20 protein-coding genes are annotated in these 24,826 nt (G+C 70.5%); 6 read left to right on the top strand and 14 right to left on the bottom strand.

Translation table 11 applies throughout. The features are described 5' to 3' along the window. Positions 1 to 5 precede the first annotated feature (5 nt). The 11 genes from KBY81_RS02270 to KBY81_RS02220 all read right to left on the bottom strand — a co-directional run bounded on the left by KBY81_RS02270 (position 6) and on the right by KBY81_RS02220 (position 14,585). A complete protein-coding gene (locus KBY81_RS02270; protein ID WP_315858463.1) occupies positions 6 to 755 on the bottom strand; it encodes an amino acid ABC transporter ATP-binding protein in 750 nt (249 codons plus the stop codon). Positions 756 to 805: 50 nt separating this feature from the next. Continuing rightward, positions 806 to 2,017 carry an amino acid ABC transporter permease gene (locus KBY81_RS02265; RefSeq protein WP_254975470.1) on the bottom strand — a complete coding sequence of 404 codons (1,212 nt, stop codon included), beginning with the start codon at positions 2,015 to 2,017 and terminating at the stop codon, positions 806 to 808. A 1-nt stretch (position 2,018) separates the two neighbouring features. After that, entirely contained in the window at positions 2,019 to 3,041 is a 1,023-nt protein-coding gene (locus KBY81_RS02260) for an ABC transporter permease subunit (protein WP_106219812.1), read from the bottom strand. Continuing rightward, positions 3,041 to 4,102, bottom strand: a complete 1,062-nt coding sequence (locus KBY81_RS02255; protein ID WP_254975469.1) for an amino acid ABC transporter substrate-binding protein — start codon at positions 4,100 to 4,102, stop codon at positions 3,041 to 3,043. The genes KBY81_RS02260 and KBY81_RS02255 overlap by 1 nt, the downstream gene beginning before the upstream one ends. 69 nt (positions 4,103 to 4,171) lie before the next feature. Then, positions 4,172 to 5,266, bottom strand: coding sequence for an amino acid ABC transporter substrate-binding protein (locus tag KBY81_RS02250; protein WP_254975468.1), 1,095 nt, complete (start codon positions 5,264 to 5,266; stop codon positions 4,172 to 4,174). Then, positions 5,263 to 5,664, bottom strand: coding sequence for a fasciclin domain-containing protein (locus tag KBY81_RS02245; RefSeq protein WP_254975467.1), 402 nt, complete (start codon positions 5,662 to 5,664; stop codon positions 5,263 to 5,265). Before KBY81_RS02245 ends, KBY81_RS02250 begins: the two co-directional genes overlap by 4 nt. A 7-nt stretch (positions 5,665 to 5,671) precedes the next feature. Further along, positions 5,672 to 6,982 carry a CO2 hydration protein gene (locus KBY81_RS02240; protein WP_254975466.1) on the bottom strand — a complete coding sequence of 437 codons (1,311 nt, stop codon included), beginning with the start codon at positions 6,980 to 6,982 and terminating at the stop codon, positions 5,672 to 5,674. Next, positions 6,979 to 8,535: an NADH-quinone oxidoreductase subunit M gene (locus KBY81_RS02235; protein WP_254975465.1), complete on the bottom strand. Its 1,557-nt coding sequence runs from the start codon at positions 8,533 to 8,535 to the stop codon at positions 6,979 to 6,981. The genes KBY81_RS02240 and KBY81_RS02235 overlap by 4 nt, the downstream gene beginning before the upstream one ends. Beyond that, complete coding sequence (locus KBY81_RS02230; protein WP_254975483.1) at positions 8,535 to 10,451, bottom strand: NAD(P)H-quinone oxidoreductase subunit F; 1,917 nt, start codon at positions 10,449 to 10,451, stop codon at positions 8,535 to 8,537. Before KBY81_RS02230 ends, KBY81_RS02235 begins: the two co-directional genes overlap by 1 nt. A 144-nt stretch (positions 10,452 to 10,595) precedes the next feature. Next, positions 10,596 to 13,361, bottom strand: a complete 2,766-nt coding sequence (locus tag KBY81_RS02225; protein WP_254975464.1) for a cation-transporting P-type ATPase — start codon at positions 13,359 to 13,361, stop codon at positions 10,596 to 10,598. 54 nt (positions 13,362 to 13,415) lie between these two features. Further along, complete coding sequence (locus KBY81_RS02220; protein ID WP_254975463.1) at positions 13,416 to 14,585, bottom strand: cation:proton antiporter; 1,170 nt, start codon at positions 14,583 to 14,585, stop codon at positions 13,416 to 13,418. 105 nt (positions 14,586 to 14,690) lie between these two features. Here KBY81_RS02220 and KBY81_RS02215 point away from each other — a divergent pair, with 105 nt between their 5' ends. Together KBY81_RS02215 and KBY81_RS02210 are read left to right on the top strand one after the other, a co-directional pair. Beyond that, a complete protein-coding gene (locus KBY81_RS02215) occupies positions 14,691 to 16,571 on the top strand; it encodes an APC family permease (protein WP_254975462.1) in 1,881 nt (626 codons plus the stop codon). An 8-nt stretch (positions 16,572 to 16,579) separates the two neighbouring features. Continuing rightward, the gene (locus KBY81_RS02210; protein WP_106219820.1) at positions 16,580 to 18,400 is read left to right on the top strand and encodes an SLC13 family permease; all 1,821 of its coding nucleotides are present in this window, start codon (positions 16,580 to 16,582) and stop codon (positions 18,398 to 18,400) included. Positions 18,401 to 18,422: 22 nt separating this feature from the next. Here KBY81_RS02210 and KBY81_RS02205 read toward each other — a convergent pair whose 3' ends face one another. Genes KBY81_RS02205 through KBY81_RS02195 form a run of 3 tightly spaced genes read right to left on the bottom strand, consistent with a single transcriptional unit; the run spans position 18,423 to position 20,989 of the window. Then, positions 18,423 to 19,088 (bottom strand): DedA family protein, encoded by a 666-nt coding sequence (locus KBY81_RS02205; protein ID WP_254975461.1) that lies wholly within the window; start codon positions 19,086 to 19,088, stop codon positions 18,423 to 18,425. A 24-nt stretch (positions 19,089 to 19,112) separates the two neighbouring features. Further along, on the bottom strand, positions 19,113 to 20,120 hold the full coding sequence (locus KBY81_RS02200; protein WP_254975460.1) for a polysaccharide deacetylase family protein: 1,008 nt from the start codon (positions 20,118 to 20,120) through the stop codon (positions 19,113 to 19,115). Beyond that, entirely contained in the window at positions 20,117 to 20,989 is an 873-nt protein-coding gene (locus KBY81_RS02195) for a formyl transferase (RefSeq protein ID WP_254975459.1), read from the bottom strand. Before KBY81_RS02195 ends, KBY81_RS02200 begins: the two co-directional genes overlap by 4 nt. Positions 20,990 to 21,074: 85 nt before the next feature. On the opposite strand from KBY81_RS02195, the gene def reads away from it, so the two are divergent. Genes def through pyrC form a run of 4 tightly spaced genes read left to right on the top strand, consistent with a single transcriptional unit; the run spans position 21,075 to position 24,814 of the window. Then, the gene (gene def / locus KBY81_RS02190; protein WP_106219824.1) at positions 21,075 to 21,569 is read left to right on the top strand and encodes a peptide deformylase; all 495 of its coding nucleotides are present in this window, start codon (positions 21,075 to 21,077) and stop codon (positions 21,567 to 21,569) included. Further along, on the top strand, positions 21,520 to 23,136 hold the full coding sequence (locus KBY81_RS02185) for an NCS2 family permease (protein WP_254975458.1): 1,617 nt from the start codon (positions 21,520 to 21,522) through the stop codon (positions 23,134 to 23,136). Before def ends, KBY81_RS02185 begins: the two co-directional genes overlap by 50 nt. A 41-nt stretch (positions 23,137 to 23,177) precedes the next feature. Next, positions 23,178 to 23,726 (top strand): YqhA family protein, encoded by a 549-nt coding sequence (locus KBY81_RS02180; RefSeq protein ID WP_254975457.1) that lies wholly within the window; start codon positions 23,178 to 23,180, stop codon positions 23,724 to 23,726. Then, complete coding sequence (gene pyrC, locus KBY81_RS02175) at positions 23,723 to 24,814, top strand: dihydroorotase (protein ID WP_254975456.1); 1,092 nt, start codon at positions 23,723 to 23,725, stop codon at positions 24,812 to 24,814. The genes KBY81_RS02180 and pyrC overlap by 4 nt, the downstream gene beginning before the upstream one ends. The last annotated feature ends 12 nt before the right edge of the window (positions 24,815 to 24,826 follow it).

Below are 24,826 nucleotides of genomic sequence, written 5' to 3'. Positions count from 1 at the left end.
GGCCGTCAGAGGATCTGATCCAGGAAGCGGCGGGTGCGCTCGTGGCTGGGGTTGGTGAAGAACACCTCCGGTGCGGCCTCCTCCACCACCTCGCCATCGGCCATCAGCACCACCCGGTGGGCCACGTGGCGGGCGAACTTCACCTCGTGGGTCACCACCACCATGGTGATGTCGTCGGCGGCGAGATCCTGCATCACCTCCAGCACCTCCCGCACCATCTCCGGGTCGAGGGCGCTGGTGGGTTCATCGAACAGGAGGATGCGGGGTTCCATGCACAGGGCCCGGGCGATCGCCACCCGCTGCTGCTGGCCCCCCGAGAGCTGGCCGGGGTACTTGCCGGCCTGTTCGGCGATGCCCACCCGTTCCAGCAGGGCCCGGGCCTGCTTCTCCACCTCCGCCTTCGGGCGCTTGCGCACCAGCACCGGCGCCAACGTCAGGTTGTCGAGCACCGAAAGGTGCGGGAACAGGTTGAACTGCTGGAACACCATGCCCACCTCGCGGCGGATGGCGTCGATGTTGCGCAGGTCATTGGAGAGCACGATGCCGTCGACGGTGATGCTGCCCTTCTGGAAGTCCTCCAGGGCGTTGAAGGTGCGGATGAAGGTGCTCTTGCCCGAACCCGAGGGGCCCATGATCACCACCACCTCGCCGCGCCGCACCGTCAGGCTGGCGCCGCGCAGGGCCTGGAATCCGTTGGGGTACCACTTCTCGACGGCCCGCGCCTCGATCATCAGTTCGCTGCTGGGTTGGCTCATGGGGCGGGAGGCGGGTTCGGAGCGGAGAAGAAGGGAAAAGGGAACGCAGCTCAGGTGGCGCTGGGTACGGCGTGGGGATCGAGGCGGCGCTCCAGGGCCCGGCTGCCCAAACCGAGGGCGGCACAGCAGCCCCAGAACAGCACCGCCAGGGTGAGGTACACCTCACCGTTTCTCCCCAGGAAAGCGGGGTTGGCCATCACGGTGCGGGCCGTGCCGAGCAGTTCCAGCAATCCGATCAGCGACAGCAGGGTGGTGTCCTGCAGCAGCGAGATGAACTGGCCCACCATGGCCGGCAGGGCCACCCGCAGGGCCTGGGGCAGCACCACATGCTGCAGGGCCTTGGGATAGGAAAGGCCGAGGGAACGGGCGGCCTCCAGCTGGCCCCGCGGCACCGCCGCCAGGCCGGAGCGCACCGCCTCCGCCAGGTAGGCGGCGGCGAAGAAGGTGAGCACCCAGGCCGCCCGCCAGACCCGCTCTGGGGCCAGCCCGCCGGGCAGCAGGAAGCCGAGGATGTTCTGGCCGAGGAACAGCAGGGTGATCAGCGGCGCGCCGCGGATGAACTCGATGTAGACCACCGAACCCCAGCGCAGCAGGGGCAGCTCGCTGCGGCGCCCCAGGGCCAGCAGCACCCCGATCGGGAAGCACAGCAGGATGGCGAAGCTCGAGGCCAGCAGGGTGAGCAGCAGGCCCCCCCATTCCGACGGGGACACGGTGACCAGCCCCAGCCCGCCGCTGATCAGCACCATGCCCCCCAGGTAGAGCAGGGGCCACACCAGGGCGGCCAGCCGCCGGCCGGTGGGCGACAGGCGGGTCCCGAAGCGACCGGCGAGCCAGCGGCAGAGGCCCAGCAGCAGGAGGAGCCCCCACCAGCGGGCCTGGATGGCCAGGGTCAGGCCGAGGGCCGAGGGCACGGCTATGGCGATCAGGGCGAGCAGCCCCAGGGCCAGCCGGTCGTTGCTCGGCCACAGCACCCCGGTGCGGTCCGGGCGGGGGTGGGCGCGCAGCAGGCCCCAGGTGGCGCCGCTGGCCGCCACCAGCAGGGCGGTGAGCAGCCAGAGGCGCCACTGCTGCTCGATCGGGTAGCGGCCCACGGCGAACAGGGTGCTGTTCACCCTCACCACCGCCCACTGGGCCTGGGTGAGGGCCCAGCGCAGGAAGCCGAAGGCCCCCAGGCTGAGCAGGGTGATCAGGGCCACGCTCACCGCCGCGTCGGCGGGGGTGGCGAACAGTTCGGAGCGCAGGCGGCGCAGCAGGGCGTTCATCTCAGCGCTCCCGGATCTGGACCAGGTGGTTGAGACCGTTCATCAGGGCCGAGATCAGCAGATCGAGGGTGAGGTAGGCCGCCAGCAGCACCAGGATCACCTCCACCGCCCGTCCGGTCTGGTTGAGGGTGGTTTCGGCGACGGAATAGAGGTCGGTGTAGCCCACGGCCACGGCCAGGGAGGAGTTCTTGGCCAGGGAGATGTACTGGGTGTTGAGGCCCGGCACGATCACCCGCAGGGACTGGGGCAGGACGATGCGGCGCAGGGTGGCGAACCAGCTCAGCCCCAGGGAGGAGGCCGCCTCCCACTGACCCTTCGGTACGGCGGCGATGCCGCCCCGCACCACCTCGGCGATGAAGGCGCCGGAGTACACGATCAGGCCGGTGATCAGGGCGCCGAACTCGACGCTGAGCCGCACCGGGGCCTGCCAGACCCCGTTGACCAGCATCGGTCCCATCCAGCGCAGCCCGTCGCCGAACCCGGCGATGTAGAGGCCCGATTTGGCCAGCACCACCCCGGGCAGCTGGATCGCCGCCACCCCGTTGGGCAGGGTGAGGAACACCACGAAGTACCAGAACACCAGCTGCAGCAGCAGGGGGATGTTGCGCACCACCTCCACGTAGACCCGCGCCAGCCGCCGCAGCAGGCCGTTGTGGCTGAAGGAGGCCATCCCCACCAGGGTGCCCAGCAGGGTGGCCCCCACCAGACCCACCACCACCGCACGGATCGTGTTGACCAGACCGGCGGCCAGGGCGCGCCAGTAGGGCAGCTGGGCGTTGAACGGAAGCACCGATTCCGAGATGTCGAAGCCGGCGGGCTGCTGCAGCCAGCGCCAGCTCAGCAGCAGGCCGGCGGCGGTGAGGTTGCGCACCAGATTGCCCAGCAGGAAGGCGATCAGCAGCAGCACCAGCAGACCCACCACGGCCTGCACCACCCAGGGCACGATGCGGCGGTCGCGCCACCAGGGTGGCGAAGGCGGTGCGGGTGGGGCAGGGGCCGGGTCGGCGGGGGGCACCGGCGCCATCAACGGAAGGGCGGCGAGTAGATCAGGCCGCCGTCCTTCCACTGGCGGTTGAGGCCCCGGTCGAGCTTGAGGGCGGAGGCGGGCCCGACATTGCGATCGAAGATCTCGCCGTAGTTGCCGACGGCCTTCACGGCTTTGACCACGAAGTCGGGCGGCAGGCCCAGCTGCTTGCCGAAGTCACCCTCCACCCCCAGGAAGCGGCGCAGGTCGGCCTGGTTGGTGTTGGCCTTGGCCTCGGCCAGCTTGGCGTCGATGTTCGCCTGGGTGATGCCGCTCTCCTCGGCCTGCATCAGCCCGTAGACGATCCAGCGCACCGCATCGGCCCAGGCGGGATCGCCGTTGGTGGTGGCGGGGGTGAGGGGCTCCTTGCTCATCACCACCGGCAGCAGAGTGTGGGCGTCCGGTTTGGGGAAGCTGGTGCGCTTGCCCGCCAGCTGGGAGCGGTCGCTGGTGACGGCCACGCAGCGGTCGCCGAGGTAGGCGGCGAAGGTCTGGTCGCTGGTCTGGAACTTCAGTGGCGTGTAGGGGATGTTCTGCTCCCGCATCCGGTCGGCCAGGTTCAGCTCGGTGGTGGTGCCGCTCTCGACGCAGATCGGCTTGCCGGCCAGGCCCTTGAGGTCCTTGATGCCGCTGGCCACGGGCACCAGCACCCCCTGGCCGTCATAGAAGGTGGTGGGGGCGAAGCTGAGGCCGTTGCCGCCGGCCGCATCGCGGCTCAGGGTCATGGTGGTGTTGCGGGAGAGCAGGTCGACCTCGCCGCTGGCCAGGGCAGCGAATCGCTCGCTGGAGTTCAGGTCGCGGTATTCCACCTTGCCTGGATCCCCCAGCACCGCGGCGGCCACCGCCTTGCAGATATCCACATCAAGGCCCAGGTACTTGCCGTCGGGACCCACGAAGCTGAAGCCGGGCAGCTTGCCCTCCACCCCGCAGATCAGCTTGCCCCGCCCCGTGATCGTGGAGAGCTTCTGGCTCTGCACGCCGCCACCATCGCCGGCGCAACCGGCCAGCAGGCCGGCGGCACAGAGGGAAACCACCAGGGAGCGGGTCCGGGTCCGGAACATGCCTGCGTCTTAAAGGTGGCCGCATTGTTGCAGGTGCGGGCCGGTGCAGGTAGGCCCTGTGGAACCTCCTCAGCGGAAGGGGGGCGCGATGTGCAGACCGCCGGCGCTCCAGAGCCGGTTGAGGCCCCGCTCCAGGCCCAGGGGGGTGGCGCGGCCCAGGTGGCGCTCGAACAGCTCGCCGTAGTTCCCTACCGCCTTCACCACCCGCACCGTGAAGTCGGCGGGCAGGCCCAGCTGGCGGCCGAAATCCCCCTCCACCCCCAGAAAGCGGCGCGCCTCGGCCTGGCTGGGGTCGCGCCGGGCCGCGGCGAGGCGGGCCTCGACGTTGGCCTGGGTGAGGCCGCTCTCCTCCGCCTGGACCAGGGTGTGGGTGATCCAGCGCACGGCATCGGCCCAGGCCGGATCGGCCTGGATCGTCACCTTGGCGCTGGGCTCCTTGCTGAGCCGCTCGGGGAGCAGCACGTGGGCCGCTGGCTCCTTGAAGCCGCTGCGCTTGGCCGCCAGCAGGGAGCTGTCGCTGGTGATGGCGGCGCAGCGACCCTGCTCGTAGGCCGGGTAGGCCTGCTCACCCGACTGGAAGCGCAGCGGCTGGTAGGCGACCCCCAGCTCCCGCATGCGATCGGCCAGGTTGAGCTCGGTGTTGGTGCCGCTCTCGACGCAGATCGGCTTGCCGGCCAGCTGTCGCAGGCTGCGGACGCCGCTGGCCGCCGGCACCATCACCCCCTGGCCGTCGTAGAAGAACACCGGGCCGAAGCTGAGGGCATTGCCCCCCGGGGCGTCCCGGCTGAGGGTGTGGGTGGAGCTGATCGAGAGCAGGTCGACTTCGCCGCTGTTCAGGGCCACGAAGCGCTCCCCCGCCGTCACCGGCCGGAACTCCACCTTGGTGGGATCCCCGAGCACGGCGGCGGCCACGGCCCGGCAGAAATCGGCGTCGATGCCCACGAAGGCGCCGCCGGAGCCCACCGTGCTGAACCCGGGCACCGCTCCATCAACGGCGCAGACCAGCCGTCCCCGCTCGCGGATCCTGGCCATGGTGGGGCTGCCGGGGGCGTCGTTGCCGGCGGCGCAGCCCACCAGGCCGGCGACCAGGCCGCCAAGGGCCCCGAGCCGCAGGGCCAGCGGGCCGATGGACCGCCTTCGGGCTCCGGGCGCTACGCCGTTCATCCGGGCAGGATCACCCGGTCGATGACGTGCACGATGCCGTTGTCGCAGATGATGTCGGCGGACACCACGGTGGCGTTCTTGACCTCGAAGGGGTCCGCCCGGCGGATCGCCACCGGCGCCCCCTCCAGGCTCTCCCATTCCGGCTGCGTCACCAGCTGCTCCCGCCGGTAGGCCCCGGAGAGCACATGGAATTTGAGGATTCGGGCCAGCTGGGGGACGTTGTCCACCAGGGTCTGGACCGTGCCGGGGGGCAGGGCGGCGAAGGCGTCGTCGACGGGGGCGAAGACCGTGAAGGGGCCGGGGCTCTCCAGGGCGCCGGTGAGCCCGGCCACCTCGACGGCGGTGAGCAGGGTGGCGAAGCAGCCGGCCCCCTTGGCGGTTTCGATGATGTTGGCCATGGGTCTCCTAGCGGTAGTCCTGGGTCTGGATCTGGGGCAGGCGCGCCTCGGGCCGCAGGAAGCGGTCCATCTGGGCCTCGAAGAACTTCCGGTTGGCCATCAGATGCACGGGGTCGGTGTCATCGAGGGGATAGAGCAGGGCACAGCGCAGGGCCTGGATCACCGCCGAGGTGACGTTGTACATGGAGCGCTGGAAGGTGATCCCCAGCTGGATGAGCTTGTCCTCATCCCCACGCTTGTGCTGTTTGTAGAGCTCCTCCAGATAGGGGGGCAGGAAGTGGAGCATGTCCTGCATCAGCAGGGTGGGCGGAATGCCGGCCGAGCCCACGGGAAACACGTCGGCATAGAGGATGCCGTAGTGGAAATCGGCCTGATCGGCAGGCACCTGATAGGCCTGGGCGTTGTAGCTCTTGGTGCCGCGAAATGGCGCCGTGCGATAGAAGACCGCCTCCACGTAGGGGAGAGCCGCTTCATAGAGCCAGGTGAAGCCTTCGCTCTTGGGGATGATCTCGAAACACTCGCCCTTGATGAACACGTGGTGATAGATGGGCCGGCCCGCTACGGCGAAGATGCCGTTGACCAGGAAGTTCATGGCGTCGGGAACACCCTTGAAACCACCCTCGTCGTAGATGTCGCTCATCTCGAAGAACACCGGCGCCATCACCTCCCAGAACAGGCCGAGGTTGGCGTAGTAGCTCATCTTCTTCACCTGCTCCATGAACATCTCAGGGAACAGGCGATAGAGGCCGAGCATCAGCGGATTACCGCGGAAGTAGGCCTTGATGGCGCGATCGGCGTTGACCCGGTAAGCGTCACTGGCGAGATAGTCGTAGAAGCGGCCGCCCATGCCCTGGTGCCAGAGCATGGCCTCCATGCACGCCTCGGCGAACTCCATGTTGATCCGGTCGTGCCAGAGATGATGGAGCAGCTTCGACATCTTGCCGGTTTCGCCCTTCTCCATGAACGCCAGCAGTTCAGGATGGGCCTTTTCACCACCACGCCAGATCCGCAGCTTCGACTGGTCGCCGGCGTAGGAATTGGGGAGATCGAGGTACTCCTGGCTGGGAAAGTACTTGAAGGCCGGCAGGGGATCGAGGAACACCTGCTCGGCGATGTAGAGCAGGTCGCGCCAGTAGAAGTCCATCGGCACGGCATAGGCCTTGTAGATGCCGATGATCTGCATCAGGTTCTCCGGCGTGTCCGGCAGCATCGAGCCGCCGGCCTCCAGCCGGTGGATCACATCGGCATAGCGATGGGTGGAGGGCGGGATCAGGGGGGCGGTGTTGGTCTCGGTGGCCGTGGCGGTGGGGGGTGTCATGAGGTGCGCAGCTCCGAGGCGGAAGGGAGGGTGACGGCGACCAGGGGGGAGGCGGCGGCGGCGAGGGTGAAGGGCTGGGCGGCATCCCGGCTGAGGAACGGCTGGGTGCGCAGGGCCAGGCCCGTGGATTCGGTCTCACTCCAGCCCGTGAGGGCCGTCGGCCAGAGGCCCGCCGCGATCACCAGAACGGCGAGGGCCATGGCCGGCGCCCGCTCGCTCCAGCAGGTGGAGGTCCAGTCGGCTCGCTCGTTGTCGAGGCGGCCGAAGCCCACCCTGTTGAAGAGGCGGATGGCGTAGACGGCGGTGAAGCCCGAGGCGATCAGGCTGACCAGGGTGGCGCGGGGGAAGGTGGTCCAGCTGCCCTCGAACACCAGCAGTTCCGCTGGGAAGCCCGCCAGGCCGGGGATGCCGGCGGCCGCCATCATGGCCAGCAGCAGCATGCCCATGGTGAAGGGCAGCCCGCGCAGGGGATTCATCAGGCCGGAGAGCTCGGGGATGGCGGTGGTGCCGGTCTTGCGTTCAATCAGCCCCACGCAGGCGAACAGCAGGGCCACGATGATGCCGTGGGCGAGCATCTGGGCCACCGCCCCCTGCAGGCTGAGGGGGGTGGCGGCCGAGAGCCCAAGCACCAGCAGGCCCATGTGGCCGAGGGAGCTGTAGGCCATCAGGCGGCGGATGTCGCTCTGGGCGATGGCGTTGAGCGCCCCGTACACCGCGCTGATGGCGCCGGCGGCGGCGATCCAGGGTGACCAGGCGGCCCAGGTGTCCGGGAGGAAGCCCACCCCGAAGCGCAGCAGGCCGTAGGCGCCCAGCTTGGAGACGGAGCCCGCCAGCAGCATCACCACCGGGGTGGGCGCCTGGCCGTAGGTGAAGGGCTGCCAGCCGTGCAGGGGAAAGACCGGAAGCTTCAGGCCGAAGGAGAGCAGCAGCAGGGCCAGGATCCAGCGTTGGGCCGTGGGGGAGAACTGGGCCTCGCGAAGATCCTCGAAAGCGAAGAGCGGACCGGCGGGATTGAACCAGGCGAAGGCCAGCACGGCCGCCAGCAGGGCCAGGCCGGAGACGGCGCTGTAGAGCAGGAAACGCACGGCGGCACCGGCCCGTTTCTCGCCCCCCCAGACCGCCACCAGCAGGGTGATCGGGATCAGCACCAGCTCGAAGGCCAGCAGGAACAGCAGGGCGTTGCGGGCCAGCAGACCCGTGACGACACCCAGGTTGGTGGCCAGCATCAGGGAGAAGAACAGCCGCGGCCGGGACTGGTCCGCCGCTGCCGAAAGGATCGATAGGGAGGTGATCAGCGCGGTGAGCAGCACCAGCGGCAGCGACAGGCCATCCAGACCGAGATCGAGCCGGAGCCCGAGTTTCGGCAGCCAGGAGAGCTGCAGGTCGGCGGGGGGGTGCTGCCAGCAGAGCAGGCCCACCAGGAACTGAAGGGCGCCGAACAGGGCGGCGATGCCGCGGACCCGAACGGAAGGAACGGTTGCCGGCAGCAGGGGCAGCAGCAGGGTGCCGGCCAGGGGTGCGGCCAGGAGAAGCAGGAGCGAGGACGATCCCATCAGCGGAACGGGCGAACGAGTTCGGACGGAACGGAAGGGGCGGAGGCCAGCAGCCAGGCGGCCATCAGCAGCACCCCGAGAACGAGGGTGAGGGCATAGGCCTGGGTGCGGCCGGAGGTGGTGAAGCTGAGGCGACGGGCTCCCTCGAGGGCGGCACTGCCGGAGGCTCCACTGAAGCCATCGATCAGCCGGTCATCCGACCAGGCGCTGAGCCGGGCCAGGGCCACCACCAGCCACACCACGGTGCGGTGGTAGAAGCGCTCGGTCTGCATGTCGTGGGCCAGCCAGTCCTGCAGGCCGCCGAGGGCGGCGGGCAGATGGGCCAGGGGGTGGGGCCGCAGGTAAAACGCCGCCGAGAGGCCGCCGCCCACGAGGGTGGAGATCAGCAGGGGCACCGCCAGCGGACCCCAGCCCGGAAGGGGGGACAGGGCGAAGACGCCATTGATCACCATCAGCTGTGGCAGGTGCAGCACCAGACCCATGAGCACGAAGGTGGGCAGGGCCATCAGCCACAGCACCTCAGCGGAGCGGGTGGTGAACACCGACGGACGCCCGCCCCAGATCAGACCGAACACCCGGATCAGGCCGGCGCTGATCAGGGCATTGGTGAACAGCACCAGACAACCGAGCAGCACCGGATGGGAGCTCTCGGCCGTCAGCTCCATGAGCTCGCGCAGGGCGGCGAAGCCACCGAACGGCGGCAAGGCCATCAGGCCGGCGGCGCCTGTGAGGAAGGCCAGGCCCATCAGCGGGCGCTTGCTCCACAGGCCCCCGAGCTGGGTGAGGTCCTGGGTGACGTTGGTGATCACGATGGCGCCGATCACCATCAACAGCAGCGCCATCGGCAGGGGATACACCAGCATCAGGTGATCGGCCACGCTGATGCCCCCCAGACCCACCGCCACGAACAGCAGGCCGAGCCAGCTGCTCACCAGGAAGGAGAGGGCCCGCTTCACATCGATCTGGGCGAGGGCGATCAGGGAGGCCACCAGGGCCGTGGTTCCGCCCACGATCACGAGCACGGTCTGCACCAGGGGGCTCAGTTCGATCAGGGGCTCGAGCCGCAGCAGCACCCAGGCGCCGCCCACCACCACCACCGAGTTACGGAGCACGGTGGAGGGCAAGGGGCTCTCCATGGCCTCATCGAGCCAGAGGTGCAGGGGGATCTGGGCGCATTTGCCCATCGGCCCGGCGATCAGGGCCAGCAGGATCAACGGCAGAAGCTGGGGAAGGGGGTTGCCGTTGTTGATCTGATCGGCGGCCCAGGCCTGCAGCCCGTGGAAGTTCCAGGTGCCGGTGATCGGCAGCAGGGCGATCAGGCCCGCCAGCAGGATGAGGTCGCCGATCCGCTTGGTGAGGAACGCATCGCGTGCGCCCTTGACCACCAGGGGCTGGTTGTACCAGGTGCCCACGATCAGGTAGGTACCCAGGGTGAGCAGCTCGAGGATCACGTAGCTGAAGAACAGCGAGTCCGTGAGCACCAAGGCGCACAGACCGGCCTCGAAGAAACTCAGGGACCCGAAGAAGCGGGGCCAGCCCCAGTCCATCTCCAGATAGCCGATGGCGTAGATCTGCACCAGCACATGCAGGCCGGTGATCACCGTCATCGCGATCAGGGCCGGCTCGGTGATCAGGCCGTCGAAGCTCACCTTGAGCCCGGCGGTCTCCAGCCAGGTCCAGCCGAAGGCGAGGGGCTTGTAGAGAGCGGCCGCACCGGCGGCGGAATTGGAGTGCAGCGCCATCAGGGCGGCGGCGCTGTGGACGAAGGCCACGCTCACCAGGGTGAGGTTGAGATAGCCGCAGGGGCGTGGGCCCGTGCGGGAGATCAGCCCCGGGGACCAGAGCAGCGACAGCAGGGACGCCACCAGGGGGTAGAGCGGCACCAGCCAGGCCGTCTGGGCGAAGAACAGGGTCATGGCGGGAGAACGGTCGGGACCGGAGATGGCCCGCGTGGTGGCGAACACTAAGATCCCAGGCCGCTGGCGGTGGGCTTTCCAGGAAGGAAAGCCCTATGGGTTCATCAAGAGGTTGTTATCAGTCGGCCGGGGGCGGCTCTGGGCTCAGGCGTCGGCGCTGCGACGCCGGCGCCACAGGCGCCACACCTTCTCCAGTTCGAGGTAGAGGAAGAACACCAGACTGAACCCCACGCAGATGCCCAGGTCGCGGGCCGAGAGGGGAACGGTGCCGAAGAATGTGGCCAGCACCGGCACGTAGAGCAGGGACAACTGCAGCAGGGTGGTGAACACCACCGCCCCCAGCAGCCAGGGGTTGGTGAATGGGGCCACCTGCACCAAGGGACGCTCACTGCGGGCCGCCAGAGCGTGGCCCATCTGGGCCAGGCACAGCATCGTGAAGACCATCGTCTTCCAGGGGGCACCGGCCCGGGAGGCCAGCACCATCATCGTGATCGTGATGGCGGCGAACACGACGCCGATGCGCAGGATGTAGCTGCCGACGCCGCGGGCGAAAATCGATTCGCCGGGCTCGGCGGGGGGCCGCTGCATCAGGCCGGCTTCGCCGGGCTCCAGGGCCAGGGCGAGGGCAGGCACCCCGTCGGTGACCAGGTTCATCCAGAGGATCTGGATCGGCGTCATCGGCACCCCCACCAGGCCCAGCAGCGGAGCCGAGGCGATGGTGATCAGCTCGCCGACGTTGCTGCCGAGGATGTACTTGATGAAGCGGCGGATGTTGGCGTACACCAGCCGGCCCTGCTCCACCGCATTGACGATCGTGGCGAAGTTGTCGTCAAGCAGGACCATGTCGGAGGCCTCCTTGCTCACCTCGGTGCCGGTGATGCCCATGGCCACGCCGATGTGGGCCTGCTTCAGGGCCGGGGCGTCGTTGACGCCGTCGCCCGTCATGGCGACAATCTGCCCCAGGCCCTGGAGGGCCTTGACGATGCGCAGCTTCTGCTCCGGCGCCACCCGGGCGTAGATGTTGCAGCGGCCCACGATCGCGGCCAGCTCGCCGGCATCGGCCTCCTCCAGCTGGCGGCCGAGCACCACCTCGGCCGTGTTGTCCACCAGGCCGATGTTGACGCCGATCGCCCGGGCCGTGAGGGGATGGTCGCCGGTGATCATCACCGGCCGGATCCCGGCCTCCCGGCAGCGGGAGACCGCCAGGGCCACCTCGGGGCGGGCGGGATCCAGCTGGGCCATCAGCCCCAGCAGCACCTGGTGCTCCAGTTCCTGCTCGGGGCTTCGGTGGTGGGGCGCGCAGGCGAAAGCCAGCACCCGCAGGCCGGCGGCGGCCAGGTCCCGGGCCTGCTCCAGCCACCACTGGCGCTGCTCCTCGCTGAGGGCCGCCACGCCGGAGCCATCCAGCCAGCGGTCGCAGGTGCCGAGGATCACCTCCGGGGCCCCCTTGCTGATCATCAGGGTGGCCGACCCGGCGGCACTGGCCCCCAGGGGCGCCTGCAGGGTGCCCTCGCTGTCCTGCACCCAGACGGCCATCAGCTGGCGCTCGGAGCTGAAGGGGATCTCCGCCTCCCGCTTGTAGTGGCTGCGCAGGGCGAAGCCATCGAGATCGGCCTTGGCAGCCGCCACCACCAGGGCCCCTTCGGTGGGATCACCGAGGATCTCCCAGCGGCCGTCGGGTTCCTGCTTGAGCTCGGCGTCACTGCACAGGACACCGGCCTGCAGCAACAGGTTCCGGCCCCCCGGCGCCAGACCGCCGGCGGCTCCGGCGGGTGGGGTGAGCTGGGCGGCGCTGAAGTCGCCGTGGGGGTCGTAGCCGTTGCCGCTGACCGCCAGGGCCGTGGTGCCGCTGCGCAGCTCCTGCACCACCTGGCGGTTGAGGGTGAGGGTGCCGGTCTTGTCGGTGCAGATCACCGTCACCGAGCCCAGGGCCTCCACCGCCGGCAGGCGGCGGATCAAGGCGGCCCGCTGCACCATCCGCTGGGTGCCGATCGCCAGGGTCACGGTGATCACCGCCGGCAGGCCCTCCGGCACGATCGCCACCGCCATCGAAAGGGCCACCTCCAGCAGGTCGAGCAGGCGCTGGCCCAGCAGCCAGCCGAGCAGCACCACGACAGCCACAAGGGCCAGGGCGGAGCCCACCAGCACGTTGGCCAGGCCGTCTAGCCGTTCCTGCAGCGGCGTGGTTTCCCCCCCCGCCGAGTTGATCATTTCGGCGATCTTGCCGAGTTCGGTCTGCATGCCCGTGGCGGTGACCACCGCCAGACCGCGGCCGCGCACCACCTCGGTGCCCTGGAACAGGCAGTTCTGGCGCTCCAGGACCGGCGTGCTCGGTTCGAGCACCAACGCGGCCAGCTTGTTCACCGCTTCGGCCTCACCCGTGAGGGCCGCCTCCCGCAGGCCCAGTTCGGCCACCTCCAGCAGGCGGGCGTCGGCGGGCACCCGATCGCCAGCCTCGACCCGGATCAGGTCCCCGGGGACCAGCTGCTCGCTCGGCAGCCGCTCCCAGATGCCGTCACGGCGCACGGTCACCAGGGGCTGGGCCATGTCGCGCAGGGCCTGCAGCGCCTGCTGGGCCCGGCTTTCCTGCAGGTAGCCCAGCAGGGCGTTGAGGCCCACGATCAGCACGATGGCGATCGCATCCTTGGGGAACCGCTGGGCGGCGTAGGCCACCCCTGCGGACACCGCCGCCACCGCCAGCAGCATGATCAGCATCACGTTGCTGAACTGGTCCCAGAGGATGCGCAGGTTGCTGCGCCCGGCCTTGAGTTCCAGCCGGTTGGGCCCCAGCCGGGCCAGCCGTTCGGCGCACTGGGCCGTGTTCAGACCATCGCTGCTGGCCTCGAGCGCCTGCAGGCAGGCCTCAGGAGCCAGGGCGTGCCAGGGGCTCGCGGCAGGGGAGGTGGTCAACAGCAGGCGTTCACGAATTCTTCAAAGAGTAGTCACGGCAAGGGATGGCTTCGATCAGCCGTTCTCGGCCTCGGTAGCGGTAGCCACATGACCCAGCCGCCGCTCCAGCAGCAGCAGGCCCACCACGGTGGTGACGGTCACCATCAGCACCAGGGACGAGAACTGCACGGCATCGATCAGGCCCTGGTTCAGGGCCGTGGTGGCGAACACCAGCCCTGGCAGTCCCCGCGGGATCAGGCCGAACACCACCAGCCAGCGGTCGACCCCGGCCCGCCGGTCGTGGCGATCGATGCCCAGGCCGCAGGCCAGCTTGCTCAGCACCGCCATCACGATCAGGACCGCCGCCAGGCTCCAGGCCGCGGGCTGCAGCAGGGTGCCGGCGCTGATCCGCATCCCCACACTGATGAAATAGAGGGGCAGGAACACTTCCGAAAGCACGGTCAGCACCCGCTGCACCTCCCCCTCCACCGACCCCAGCCGCGCCATCAGCACCCCGCCCCAGAGGGCGCCGAGCAGGCTGGTCAGGCCGCAGGCCTCCCCCAGCCAGGCCGAACCGATCAGCAGCATCAGGATCGCCAGGGCGCTGGTGGGCCGCCGGCTGTGGCGGCGGGCCCAGTGGGTCACCGCCAGCCAGCTCAGCCCCGCCAGCAGCAGCCCCAGCAGTGGCCCCCCCCAGCCGATGCCCTGGCTTCCCAGCTGCAGTCCCGCGCTGGCGGTGGCGATCGCCAGCAGGCCGATGGCCGGCAGGTCATCCAGCACCGACACCCCCACCAGCAGCCGGCCGGAGGGGGTCTGGATGGCACCCCGCTGGGCGAGGACCCGCAGGGTCACGCCCGTGCCGGTGGCACTCAGCACCGCCAGGCAGAGGAGGGTGGTGGGGATGGGGAGGTCGAACAGGGTCCTGAGGGGCCAGAAGGCCAGCAGCGGCGTGCAGAAGCTCAACGCCACCGTGCGCAGAATCGCGGCCCGCCGCGAGCGGAGCAGGTCGCCGCGCACCTCCAGGCCCACCTGGAAGAACAGGGTGAGGACCCCCAGCTCCGTGAGGCCGCTCAGGGGCGCCATCGCCTCGAACGGCACCACCGTGTTGCCGAGGACGAACCCCAGCACCAGCTCGATGACGATCGCGGGCACGGCCAGCCGGGCCATCCAGCCCTCCGAGAGGCGGGCCAGCAGCACGCCCAGCAGCAGGATCAGGAGGGTGCTGAGCAGGGTGGGTTGTGCCATCGCACGGATCGACCCAGGGGGACGGCGGACGGTTCGGCGCGCCCAGGACGGCTTGGACCACGGCCTCTAGCGTCCTAAGGCATCCCACGGCCGAGTCGACGTCGCATGCCCCGCCTCGACAACCTGCGGCGCCGGCTCATCGGCACTCCCCTGCCCACCAGCGCCCACCACGAGGAGCGGTACAGCAACGCCGAGGCCCTGGCGATCCTCAGCTCCGATGCCCTCTCCTCGGTGGCCTATGCGACCCAGGAAATCGTGCTCGTGCTGGGGATGGGCGGGGCGGCGGCCCTGGGCTTCACCCTGCCGATCACGGCCCTGATCGTGGCGCTGATGCTGGTGGTGGCCAGCAGCTACCGGCAGACGATCAAGGCCTACCCCCACGGGGGCGGCTCCTACCGGGTCTCCCAGCAGAACCTCGGGCAGACGCCGGGTCTGGTGGCCGGGGCCTCGCTATCGATCGACTACGTGCTCACGGTGGCGGTGAGCGTGGCCGCCGGCATCGCCGCCCTCACCTCCTACGTTCCGGCGCTGGACCCCGAGCGGGTGCCCCTCTGCCTGCTGGCGGTCCTGCTGGTGATGCTCGCCAACCTGCGCGGCGTGAGCTCCAGCGCCCGGTTCCTGAGCGTGCCCACCTACCTGTTCATGGCCGCCGTCGTCACCCTGCTGGTGGCCGGGGCGGTCAAGTCCGGCCTGGGCCAGCTGCCACCCCTGCCGGTGGCGGAGCAGCAGCGGCTGCTGGAGGCCGCCCACCAGGGCCGCCAGGGGCTGCAGGCCATCGGCCCCCTGCTGCTGATGCGGGCCTTCAGCTCCGGCTGCGCTGCGCTCACCGGCATCGAGGCGATCAGCGACAGCGTCGCCGCGTTCCGACCCGTGGAGTGGCGCAACGCCCGCCGGGTGCTGGTGGTGATGGTGCTGATGCTGGCCGTGATGTTCAGCGGCATCAGCGTCCTGGCCAGCCAGAGCGGTCTGGTGGTGGAGGACAACGGCCCGACGCTTCTGTACCAGCTGGGGGAGCGGATCTTCGGGGACGGCCCGTTGCTGTTCGTGCTGCAGCTGGCAACGCTGCTGATCCTGCTGCTGGCCGCCAACACAGCCTTCGCGGACTTCCCGCGGCTGGCGGCCTTTCTGGCCCAGGACGGCTTCCTGCCCCGCCAGCTCACCTCCCTCGGCGACCGGCTGGTGTTCAGCAACGGCATCCTGGCCCTCAGCGCCCTGGCGGGCCTGCTGCTGGTGCTGGTGGAAGGCAGCGTCAGCCGCCTGATCCCCCTCTATGCCGTGGGGGTGTTCATCAGCTTCACCCTCTCCCAGGCCGGGATGGTGATGCACTGGTGGAGGCTGCGGGATCGGGGCTGGCGCACCCGGGCCCTGGTCAACGGGGTGGGGGCGCTGATCACCGCCGTGGTGGGGGCGGTGCTGCTGATCAGCAAGTTCACCCAGGGGGCCTGGGTGGTGGTGCTGGCCATCCCCCTGCTGGTGATGCTGTACCGGCACATCCGCAGCCACTACGACCACGTCGCCCGGCGCCTGCAGATGGCCTCCGACGGGCGCCTGACCCTGCCGCCTCCCCCCCCGCCCGGTGGCGGCACCCCCACGGTGGTGCTGGTGGGCCAGCTGCACCGGGGCAGTTACGAGGCCCTCTGCTTCGCCCGGAGCATCGCCAGTGACCTGGTGGCGGTGCACGTGGATCTCGCCGGCGACCAGGGGGAGGCCTTCCGTGAACAGTGGAGCCGCCAGCTGCCGGAGGTGCCCCTGGAGGTGCTGCCCTCCCCCTACCGCTCCCTGGTGGACCCGGTGACCCGCTTCGTGGTGGGCTTCGAGCAGCAGCACCACAAGGACCACCGGTCCTTCTGCGTGGTCGTGCTGCCGGTGTTCGTCACCCGCCGCCGCTGGGAGAACCTGCTGCACAACCAGTCGACGATCCGCCTGCGCCGCGCCCTGCGCGAGCGCGGCACCCGGGTCGTCACTACGGTCGGCTTCTACCTCTGAACGTGCCGATGCAAGCGTTCCTCACGGTCGCCGCCACACCGGCCGGACTGATCACGCTGGCGGTGTTCGTCGGGGCGATGGTGCTGTTCGTCACCGGCTGGCTCGCCCCGGAGGTCACCGGCCTGCTGGCGGCCGCCCTGTTGGTCAGCTTCCGGGTGCTCAAGCCCGATGAGGCGGTGCAGGGCTTCGGCAGCCCTGCCCTGATCACCCTGATGGGCCTGTTCGCCGTTTCCGCCGGGCTGTTCCGCAGCGGTGGCCTGGATCGGCTCCGGGCCCTGATCGGATCCGAGGCGGTCCGCAGCCCCCGGCGGATGATCGCCCTGATGGTGGGGGTGGTGGCCCCCATCTCCGGCTTCATCCCCAACACCCCGATCGTGGCCACCCTGCTGCCGGTGATCGAGGGCTGGTGCCACCGCCGCGGCGTCTCCCCCTCCAAGGTGCTGCTGCCCCTGTCGTTCGCCACCGTGCTGGGCGGCACCATCTCCCTGCTCGGCACCTCCACCAACCTGCTGGCCAGCGATGTGAGCCGCCAGCTGGGCTTCGGCTCCCTGGAGCTGTTCAGCTTCACGGCCATCGGCATCCCCGTGTGGTTGCTGGGGGGGCTGTACATGCTCACCGTCTCCGACCGGCTGCTGCCGGACCGTGGCCAGGGGGACGAGGACCTGCTGGGGGGCCTCGCCCGGGACGGCTACCTCACCGACGTGCTGATCCCGGAGCAGTCCGAGCTGATCGGCCAGTCCCTGCACAACAGCCGCCTGCAGCGCCGCTTCGACGTGGACGTCCTGGAGCTGCACCGGGGCCAGGACAGCTTCAGCGCCCCCCTGGCCGACCTGCCCCTGCAGGCGGGCGACCGGCTGCTGCTGCGCTGCAACCGGGACAACCTGCTGCGCCTCCAGCAGGAGCACACCGTCACCCTGGCGCCGATCGGCGAGCAGGAGGAGGATCTGCGGGAGCTCTCCGGCGAGACCACCTCCCCCCAGCGGGTGGTGGAGGTGCTGCTGCCCAACGGCTCCACCCTGGCGGGCGCCAGTGTGCGGGACATGCGCTTCCGCCAGCGCTACAACGCCACCCTGCTGGCGGTGCGGCGGGGCAACCAGGTGCTGCGGGAGCTGCTGGGCCGGGTGGTGCTCCAGGCCGGCGACGTGCTGCTGCTGCAGGCCCCGGTGGATGCCATCCGCGGCCTGCAGGCCAACAACGATCTGGTGCTGCTCGACGAGCTCGAGAAGGACCTGCCCACCACCGATCGCAAGCTCGTCGGCATGGTGATCGCGGCCCTGATGATCCTGCTGCCGATGCTCAAACTGCTGCCGCTGATGGCCGCGGTGCTGCTGGCGATGGTGGCGATGGTGGCCACGGGCTGCCTGCGTTCCGGCGAGCTGCTGCGCTCGATCCGCTGGGACGTGATCCTGCTGCTGGGCTCCCTCTCCTGCTTCAGCGTGGCGATGCAGAAGACCGGCCTGGCCGAGGCCCTGGCCACAGACCTGCTGCAGTCCCTCAGGGGCTGGCCCGCCTATGGGGTGCTGCTGGTGGTGTTCGTCCTGGGCCAGGCCTTCACCGAGGCCCTCAGCAACGGCACCACGGTGGTGCTGCTGATCCCGATCGCCACCGAACTGGCCAAGGGGCTGGCGATGCCGCCGATGGCCTTCATCTTCGCGATCACCTTCGCCGCCAGCCAGAGCTTCCTCACCCCGATCGGCTACCAGACCAACCTGATGGTGTTCGGTCCGGGTCGGTACCGCTTCCTCGACATGCCCCGCTACGGGGCCCCGCTCTCGATCCTCCTGGCCCTGGTGGTGCCCTGGCTGATCTGCCGCCACTTCGGGCTCTAGGCAGCGTCGGCCCCGCGGGCGCTCAGGCGGGAGGCTCCTCGCCCTTGCCCTCCAGGGCCCTCTCCTCGAACCGGGCCACCAGTTTCGGCACCACCAGCACGATCACCAGCAGCACCAGGGCCCCGAGGCCGAACTCGACGACCCCCTTCACCATCTGATCGAAGGGAATCCAGCGGCCGCCGAGCCAGGCCAGGCCCACCATCGTCGAGGCCCAGAGCACGGCCCCCAGCATGTTGAACAGCAGGAAGCGGCGGTACGGCATGCGCACCGCCCCGGCGATGGGGCCGGCCAGCACCCGCAGCACCGCCACGAACCGGCCCAGCAGGACCGACTTGCCGGCATGGCGCAGGAACCGCTCCCGCAGGGCCTCCATCTGCTCCGGGGTCCGGCCCAGCAGCCGTCCGGCCCGCAGCAGCAGTCCCCAGCCCGCCCGGCGGCCCACCCAGTAGCCGATGTTGTCCCCCAGGATCGCTCCGCCGGCCGCCGCCCCCATCACCCCGAGCACCTGCAGCTGGCCGCTGCCGGCCGCATAGCCCGCCAGCAGGGTCACCGTTTCCCCGGGCAGGGGCACGCCGGCGTTCTCCAGCAGCATGGCGACGAACACCACCCAGTACCCCCAGTCGTGGAGGAGGGATTCCAGGGTGGTGAGGCTGATGGTCCCGTCGAACACGGCCAGGGGCCAGGCCATCGCAACGTGGAAGGAATCCAGACCCTATCTCCCCGGCCAGGCCAGTGTTCCGGTGCAGAGCCAGCGGCGGCGGCGCAGCGGGTTGGCGTGGGGCCCCGGCCAGGTGAAGCGGGGCAGGGCCAGGGCCGGGGTGGCGGGTGTGATCAGGGCGGCGTCGACGGTGGCCACCTGGAGGTAGTGGCGGCCGCAGATCTCCCCGTCGCCGGGCAGATGGCTGTTGAAGGGGTAGGAGAAGGCCCGGGGGGGCTCCCCCAGCACCTGCTCGAGCGCGGCGGCCGAGCGGATCAGCTCCTCTTCGAACGCCTCCGGGCTGATGTTGCAGCGGGGCACGTGGTGGTGGCCGTGGCTGCCCAGCTCATGGCCGGCCTCCCGGGCCCGGCGCAGGTGGTCGGCGCCGGGGTAGAGGCGAGCGGCCGCTGCCGCCAGTGCGCCGGCCGTGTCAAAACGCTCCGCCAGCTCCGCCAGCAGCTCCCGCACCCGCACCACGGGGGTGCCATCCCGCAGCCGGGCGATCAGGGCCGCGCCCTCCAGATCGGCCGGCAGATCCAGCCGCTGCCGGGCCAGTTCCGCCAGCCGGGGCGCCAGGCGGGGATGGGCGCCATACCAGTAGAGGGCGTGCTCCCAGACCAGCTCCCCGGCGGCGTGCATCGCCGTGGACTGGAAGAACACCGCCGGGATCCCCAGGCTCCGCAGCACGTCCATTCCCTGCTCGTAGTTGCAGCGCAGACCGTCATCGAAGCTGACGATCACCCCGAACTCGGAGTCCGTGGGGAAGCGGCCGGCCCGCAGGTCGGCGTAGGTGAGGAAGCGGGCGCCGCGGCGCCGCAGGACGCCCAGCTCGGCGGCCAGCTCCTTGGGGGGAATCGGCGGCACCCCGAAGCGGTCGAGGAAGGGCTCCCGGCCCGGCTCGTCCACCCGGTGGTACAGCAGACACAGCACCTTTCCCCGCAGGCGCCGCAGCCAGAGGCGATCCAGCGGCGGCAGGAACAGCAGGTCCGCCGCCCGGTTGGCCGCCCGCCCCAGGCGGCTCATGGCTGCTCCCCCCGCACCACTCGCACGGCCCCGTCGCGGCGCGCCTGGTCGGCCAGGTAGTCGCGCACCAGGCCCCGGGCGATGCGGCGGTTGGCCATCAGCCGCTGCCAGGGCTCGTAGACGTAGCCGGTGCGCCGCAGGAACAGCTTGCCCTTCTCCCACTGGGGCACCCGCGGCGCGGTGCCGGCCTCGAGCCGGTGGGCTGCCTCGATCAGCAGCTCGATGCCCACCTGGAAGCTGCGTACCTCGATGGTCTCGACGTTGTCGTTGGGCTGCATCGGCACGTGGGCCGACAGGATGATGTCGCCGCTGTCGATGCCGGGGTCGATGTGGTGGACCGTCACCCCCACCAGCTCCGGATGTCCCTCCATGAGCATGTAGAGGTTGCAGTTGGCGCCGCGGGAGTAGGGCGACAGCCCGGTGTGCAGGTTGATGAGGCCGTGGCGGATGGCGGGGATCAGCTCCAGCAACGGCTGGCGCAGCAGCTGGGTGCCGTTCACCAGGACGATGTCGGGGGCCACCTGGCGCAGGAAGTCGGCGGTGCGCTCCTCGTTGATGGCGGCGGTCACCAGCACCGGCACCTCGGACGGCAGCTCGGGCGGGGCGCCGCCGTGATGGAACAGCTGGCGCTGCAGGGCCGCGCCGCGGCGGTCGTGGGGCCGCAGCAGCACCCGGGCGATCAGCTGGCGCAGCAGCCGCAGGGGCCGGCGGTATTTGGCCAGCCGGGAGAGCAGGCTGCGGCTGGCCGGTGGCGACACCTGCAGCACCACGCCCACCAAGGTGAAGTCCTCGGCGGCCCGCCGCACCAGGTGGCGCTGGTAGAGGCCGTCGCAGCAGAGCACCGCCACCCGCAGGGAGCTCACGGCCATGGAACCGCCGATCGCAGCGTCATGAGCGGATGGTACGGACGGGGCGGCCGGAAGGCGGCACAGTGGGACCGATCCTGAGGCGCCCATGGCCGTCCGTGACGTGCTGACCATCGGCGATCCGCGCCTGCGCCAGGTGAGTGCGCCGGTGGAATGCTTCGACGACCCCGGCCTGCCGGCCCTGCTCGACGACCTGCGCGACACCATGGCCGCCAACGCGGGGGCCGGTCTGGCCGCCCCCCAGATCGGTGTGCCCCTGCGGGTGGTGATCTTCGGCGTCACCCGCAACCCCCGCTACCCGGAGGCGCCCCCGATCCCGGAGACGGTGCTGATCAATCCGGTGCTCACGCCCCTCGGCGACGACCGGGACGACGACGCCTGGGAGGGCTGCCTGAGTGTGCCCGGCTGGCGGGCCCGGGTGCCCCGCTGGCGCCGCCTGCGTTACCGCGGCTTCGACGGCCGGGGGCAACCCTTCGAGCGGGAGGTGGAGGGCTTCCACGCCCGGGTGGTGCAGCACGAGTGCGACCACCTCGATGGGGTGCTGTTTCCGGATCGGGTGCCGGCGGGGCTGCCCCGTGGCTGAGAGCACCGGAGCCTCCCCCCGCTGGTGGGTGCGCGGCGACCTGGACGGCTTCCTGGGCCTGGGCCTCGACAACCTGATCCAGATCCTGCTGATCGTGGCCCTCTGCCGCGGCGTGCTGGGGTATCCCGATGGCCTGATCTTCGGCACGATCCTGCCGGCCACGGGCTTCAGCCTGGTGGTGGGCAACGTGGCCTACGCCGTTCAGGCCCACCGGCTGGGGCGGCGCGAGGGGCGCGACGACCGCACCGCCCTGCCCTACGGCATCAACACGGTCAGCCTGTTCGCCTACGTGTTCCTGGTGATGCTGCCGGTGAAGCTGGCGGCCACCGGCCAGGGCCTGGACCCCCAGGCCGCCTCCCTGCTCTCCTGGCGCGCCGGCCTGCTGGCCTGCCTGGGGTCGGGACTGATCGAGGCGGGGGGCGCCTTCCTGGTGGCCCCCCTGCGCCGCTGGCTGCCCCGGGCGGCCCTGCTCTCCACCCTGGCCGGCATCGCCCTGGGCTACATCGGCCTGGGGTTCCTGCTGCGCACCTACGCCGTCCCCGTTGTGGGACTGGCGGTGCTGGCGGTGATCCTGCTGGCCTACTTCGGCCAGGCGCGGCTGCCCCTGCCGGGTGGCCTGCTGGCGGTGCTGGTGGGCATCGTCCTGGCCGCGGCCACGGGTCTGCTGCGGCTGGACGGCCCCACCTGGCAGGCCAACCTCGCCCAGGTGGGCCTGCACCTGCCCGTGCCCCGCCTCGGTGCCCTCTGGGAGGGTCGCGATGACCTGCTGCCCTGGCTGGGGGTGACGGTGCCGATGGGTCTGTTCAACCTGCTGGCGTCACTGCAGAACCTGGAGAGCGCCGAGGCGGCCGGCGACGCTTACCCGGTGAAGAGCTCCCTGGTGATCAACGGCATCGGCACGGTCGCCGCCGCCGTTCTGGGCTCCTGCTTCCCCACCACCATCTACATCGGCCACCCGGGCTGGAAGGGCATGGGCGCCCGCATCGGCTACTCCTGGCTCAACGGGCTGGTGATGGGCCTGGGCTGTCTGCTGGGACTGTTCGGGGTGGTGGGCCAGCTGGTGCCGATCGAGGCCGGTATGGCGATCGTGCTCTACATCGCCCTGGTGATGGCGGCCCAGGCCTTCCAGGCCACACCCCCCGCCCATGCCCCCGCCGTGGCCCTGGGGCTGTTGCCCGGCCTGGCGGGCTGGGGGGCCCTGATGCTGAAGGCGGGGCTGCGGGCCGGGGGCAGCGGCACCCCGGCCAACCCCTTCGGTCCCCAGCTGCTGCTGCCCCTGCAGCAGGCGGATGTGTGGGCCGCCGGCGCCTTCGCCCTCGAGCAGGGCCAGATCCTGGCGGCCATGCTGCTGGCGGCGATGCTGGTGTACGTGATCGAGCAGCGCTTCCGCGCCGCCGCCCTCTGCGCCCTGGTGGCCGCCGCCGCCTCCTGGCTGGGCCTGATCCATGCCTGGAGCTTCACCCTGGCCGACACGGTTCTCGACCCCGGCTGGGGCAGCGGCACCCCCTGGGCCCTGGGCTATCTGGCGATGGCGGTGGTGTTTCTGCTGGGGCGTCCGCAGCGCTGAACCGGGCGCTGCCTAGGGTTAGGCGATTGCAGCGCCGCCCCATGGCCTCCGCACTCAAGGGACGCCTCAAGCGGATGGAGCAACGCTTCGAGCGGGTGCTGTGGCGCCTGCGGCTGATCGCCATCCTGCCGGTGGTGATGAGCCTGGTGAGCACGGTGGTGTCCTTCGTGCTGGGCACCCTGGAGATCGCCAAGGCGCTGTTCTCCCTCGGGCACGTCGATCACCTCGACAAGACCTTCGTGGCCGAACTGCTGGGGGCGATCGTCTCGGGAATCGACCTCTACCTGATCGGCATCGCCCTGCTGATCTTCGGCTACGGGGTCTACGAACTGCTGATCTCCCCGATCGAGGCGGCCCGCGAGCTCGACCAGGGGGGCGGCGGCCTGCTGGACATCCGCAACCTCGACCAGCTGAAGGAGAAACTGGTCAAGGTGCTGGTGGTGGCGCTGATCGTGTCCGCGTTCAAGGCGATGCTCACCCTGCCGATCAAGGACGGCCCCTCCCTGGCCTTCTTCAGCCTGAGCGTGCTGCTGCTGGCCCTGAGCGGCTACCTGGTCACGGGCAACGCCGACAAGGTGCTCCACCGATGACGGCCGCGGCCCCGCCGGAGCTCGCCGCCCCGCCCCAGCGGCTGCGGCTGCGCCGTCCCGACGACTGGCACGTGCACCTGCGCGATGGGGCCCTGCTGCAGATGGTGGCCCCGGCCACGGCCCGCAGCTTCGGGCGGGCGATCGTGATGCCCAACCTCCGCCCGCCGATCACCACGGTGGCGGCCGCCATGGCCTACGGCGCCCGGATCCGGGCGGCCCTGCCGGACGGCAGCCATTTCACCCCCCTGCTCACCGCCTACCTCACCGACACGATCGATCCTGCGGAGATCGAGCACGGCCACCGGGAGGGGGTCTTCACGGCCTGCAAGCTCTACCCGGCCCATGCCACCACCAACGCCGCCGCCGGTGTCACCGACCTGGCCCGGATCGCGCCGGTGCTGGCGACGATGGAGCGGATCGGCATGCCCCTGCTCATCCACGGCGAGGTGACCGACGCCGAGATCGACATCTTCGACCGCGAAGCCGTGTTCATCGAGCGCCACCTGGCGCCGCTGCTGGCGCGGCATCCGGGCCTGAAGGTGGTGCTGGAGCACATCACCACCGCCGACTCCGTCGCCTTCGTGCGCCAGGCGGGGCCCAACCTGGCCGCCACCATCACCCCCCACCACCTGCACATCAACCGCAACGCCATGTTCCAGGGCGGGCTGCGGCCGGACTTCTACTGCCTGCCGGTGGCCAAGCGCGAACGCCATCGGCTGGCCCTGCGTGAGGCGGCCACCTCAGGGGAGCCCAGCTTCTTCCTGGGCACCGATTCGGCCCCCCATCCCCGCTCGGCCAAGGAGAGCGCCTGTGGCTGCGCCGGCATCTACAACGCCCCCTTCGCCCTGGAGAGCTACGCGGCGGTGTTCGAGCAGGAGGGGGCCCTGGATCGGCTGGAGGCCTTCGCCAGCCTGCACGGACCCGCCTTCTACGGGCTGCCCCTGAACGACGGCCACATCACCCTGGTGCGGGAGCCCCACACGGTGCCGCCCCGCCTGCACGGCAACGCCGCCGACGGCGCCGCCACCACCCTGGTGCCCTTCCATGCCGGCCAGGTGCTGCACTGGCGGCTGGCGGACGACGGCTGAGGGCCAGCCCGG

The sequence above is a fragment of the Cyanobium sp. Lug-B genome, from assembly GCF_024345635.1.
GTDB classification, from domain to species: domain Bacteria; phylum Cyanobacteriota; class Cyanobacteriia; order PCC-6307; family Cyanobiaceae; genus Cyanobium; species Cyanobium minutissimum.
Note: the sequence above shows the minus strand (reverse complement) of the source record. Positions and strands in the feature narration are given on the sequence as shown.

What these genes read in the sequence shown, in the direction of transcription:
- KBY81_RS02205 (WP_254975461.1), bottom strand. Translation starts at nt 19,088, where the DNA reads ATGGCCTGGCCCCTGGCCGTGTTCGACGGGACCATCAGCCTCACCACC.
- KBY81_RS02210 (WP_106219820.1), top strand. Translation starts at nt 16,580, where the DNA reads ATGCAAGCGTTCCTCACGGTCGCCGCCACACCGGCCGGACTGATCACG.
- KBY81_RS02235 (WP_254975465.1), bottom strand. Translation starts at nt 8,535, where the DNA reads ATGGGATCGTCCTCGCTCCTGCTTCTCCTGGCCGCACCCCTGGCCGGC.
- KBY81_RS02260 (WP_106219812.1), bottom strand. Translation starts at nt 3,041, where the DNA reads ATGGCGCCGGTGCCCCCCGCCGACCCGGCCCCTGCCCCACCCGCACCG.
- KBY81_RS02245 (WP_254975467.1), bottom strand. Translation starts at nt 5,664, where the DNA reads ATGGCCAACATCATCGAAACCGCCAAGGGGGCCGGCTGCTTCGCCACC.
- KBY81_RS02255 (WP_254975469.1), bottom strand. Translation starts at nt 4,102, where the DNA reads ATGTTCCGGACCCGGACCCGCTCCCTGGTGGTTTCCCTCTGTGCCGCC.
- KBY81_RS02240 (WP_254975466.1), bottom strand. Translation starts at nt 6,982, where the DNA reads ATGACACCCCCCACCGCCACGGCCACCGAGACCAACACCGCCCCCCTG.
- KBY81_RS02215 (WP_254975462.1), top strand. Translation starts at nt 14,691, where the DNA reads ATGCCCCGCCTCGACAACCTGCGGCGCCGGCTCATCGGCACTCCCCTG.
- KBY81_RS02195 (WP_254975459.1), bottom strand. Translation starts at nt 20,989, where the DNA reads ATGGCCGTGAGCTCCCTGCGGGTGGCGGTGCTCTGCTGCGACGGCCTC.
- def (WP_106219824.1), top strand. Translation starts at nt 21,075, where the DNA reads ATGGCCGTCCGTGACGTGCTGACCATCGGCGATCCGCGCCTGCGCCAG.
- pyrC (WP_254975456.1), top strand. Translation starts at nt 23,723, where the DNA reads ATGACGGCCGCGGCCCCGCCGGAGCTCGCCGCCCCGCCCCAGCGGCTG.
- KBY81_RS02230 (WP_254975483.1), bottom strand. Translation starts at nt 10,451, where the DNA reads ATGACCCTGTTCTTCGCCCAGACGGCCTGGCTGGTGCCGCTCTACCCC.
- KBY81_RS02180 (WP_254975457.1), top strand. Translation starts at nt 23,178, where the DNA reads ATGGCCTCCGCACTCAAGGGACGCCTCAAGCGGATGGAGCAACGCTTC.
- KBY81_RS02265 (WP_254975470.1), bottom strand. Translation starts at nt 2,017, where the DNA reads ATGAACGCCCTGCTGCGCCGCCTGCGCTCCGAACTGTTCGCCACCCCC.
- KBY81_RS02270 (WP_315858463.1), bottom strand. Translation starts at nt 755, where the DNA reads ATGAGCCAACCCAGCAGCGAACTGATGATCGAGGCGCGGGCCGTCGAG.
- KBY81_RS02220 (WP_254975463.1), bottom strand. Translation starts at nt 14,585, where the DNA reads ATGGCACAACCCACCCTGCTCAGCACCCTCCTGATCCTGCTGCTGGGC.
- KBY81_RS02250 (WP_254975468.1), bottom strand. Translation starts at nt 5,266, where the DNA reads ATGAACGGCGTAGCGCCCGGAGCCCGAAGGCGGTCCATCGGCCCGCTG.
- KBY81_RS02200 (WP_254975460.1), bottom strand. Translation starts at nt 20,120, where the DNA reads ATGAGCCGCCTGGGGCGGGCGGCCAACCGGGCGGCGGACCTGCTGTTC.
- KBY81_RS02185 (WP_254975458.1), top strand. Translation starts at nt 21,520, where the DNA reads ATGGGGTGCTGTTTCCGGATCGGGTGCCGGCGGGGCTGCCCCGTGGCT.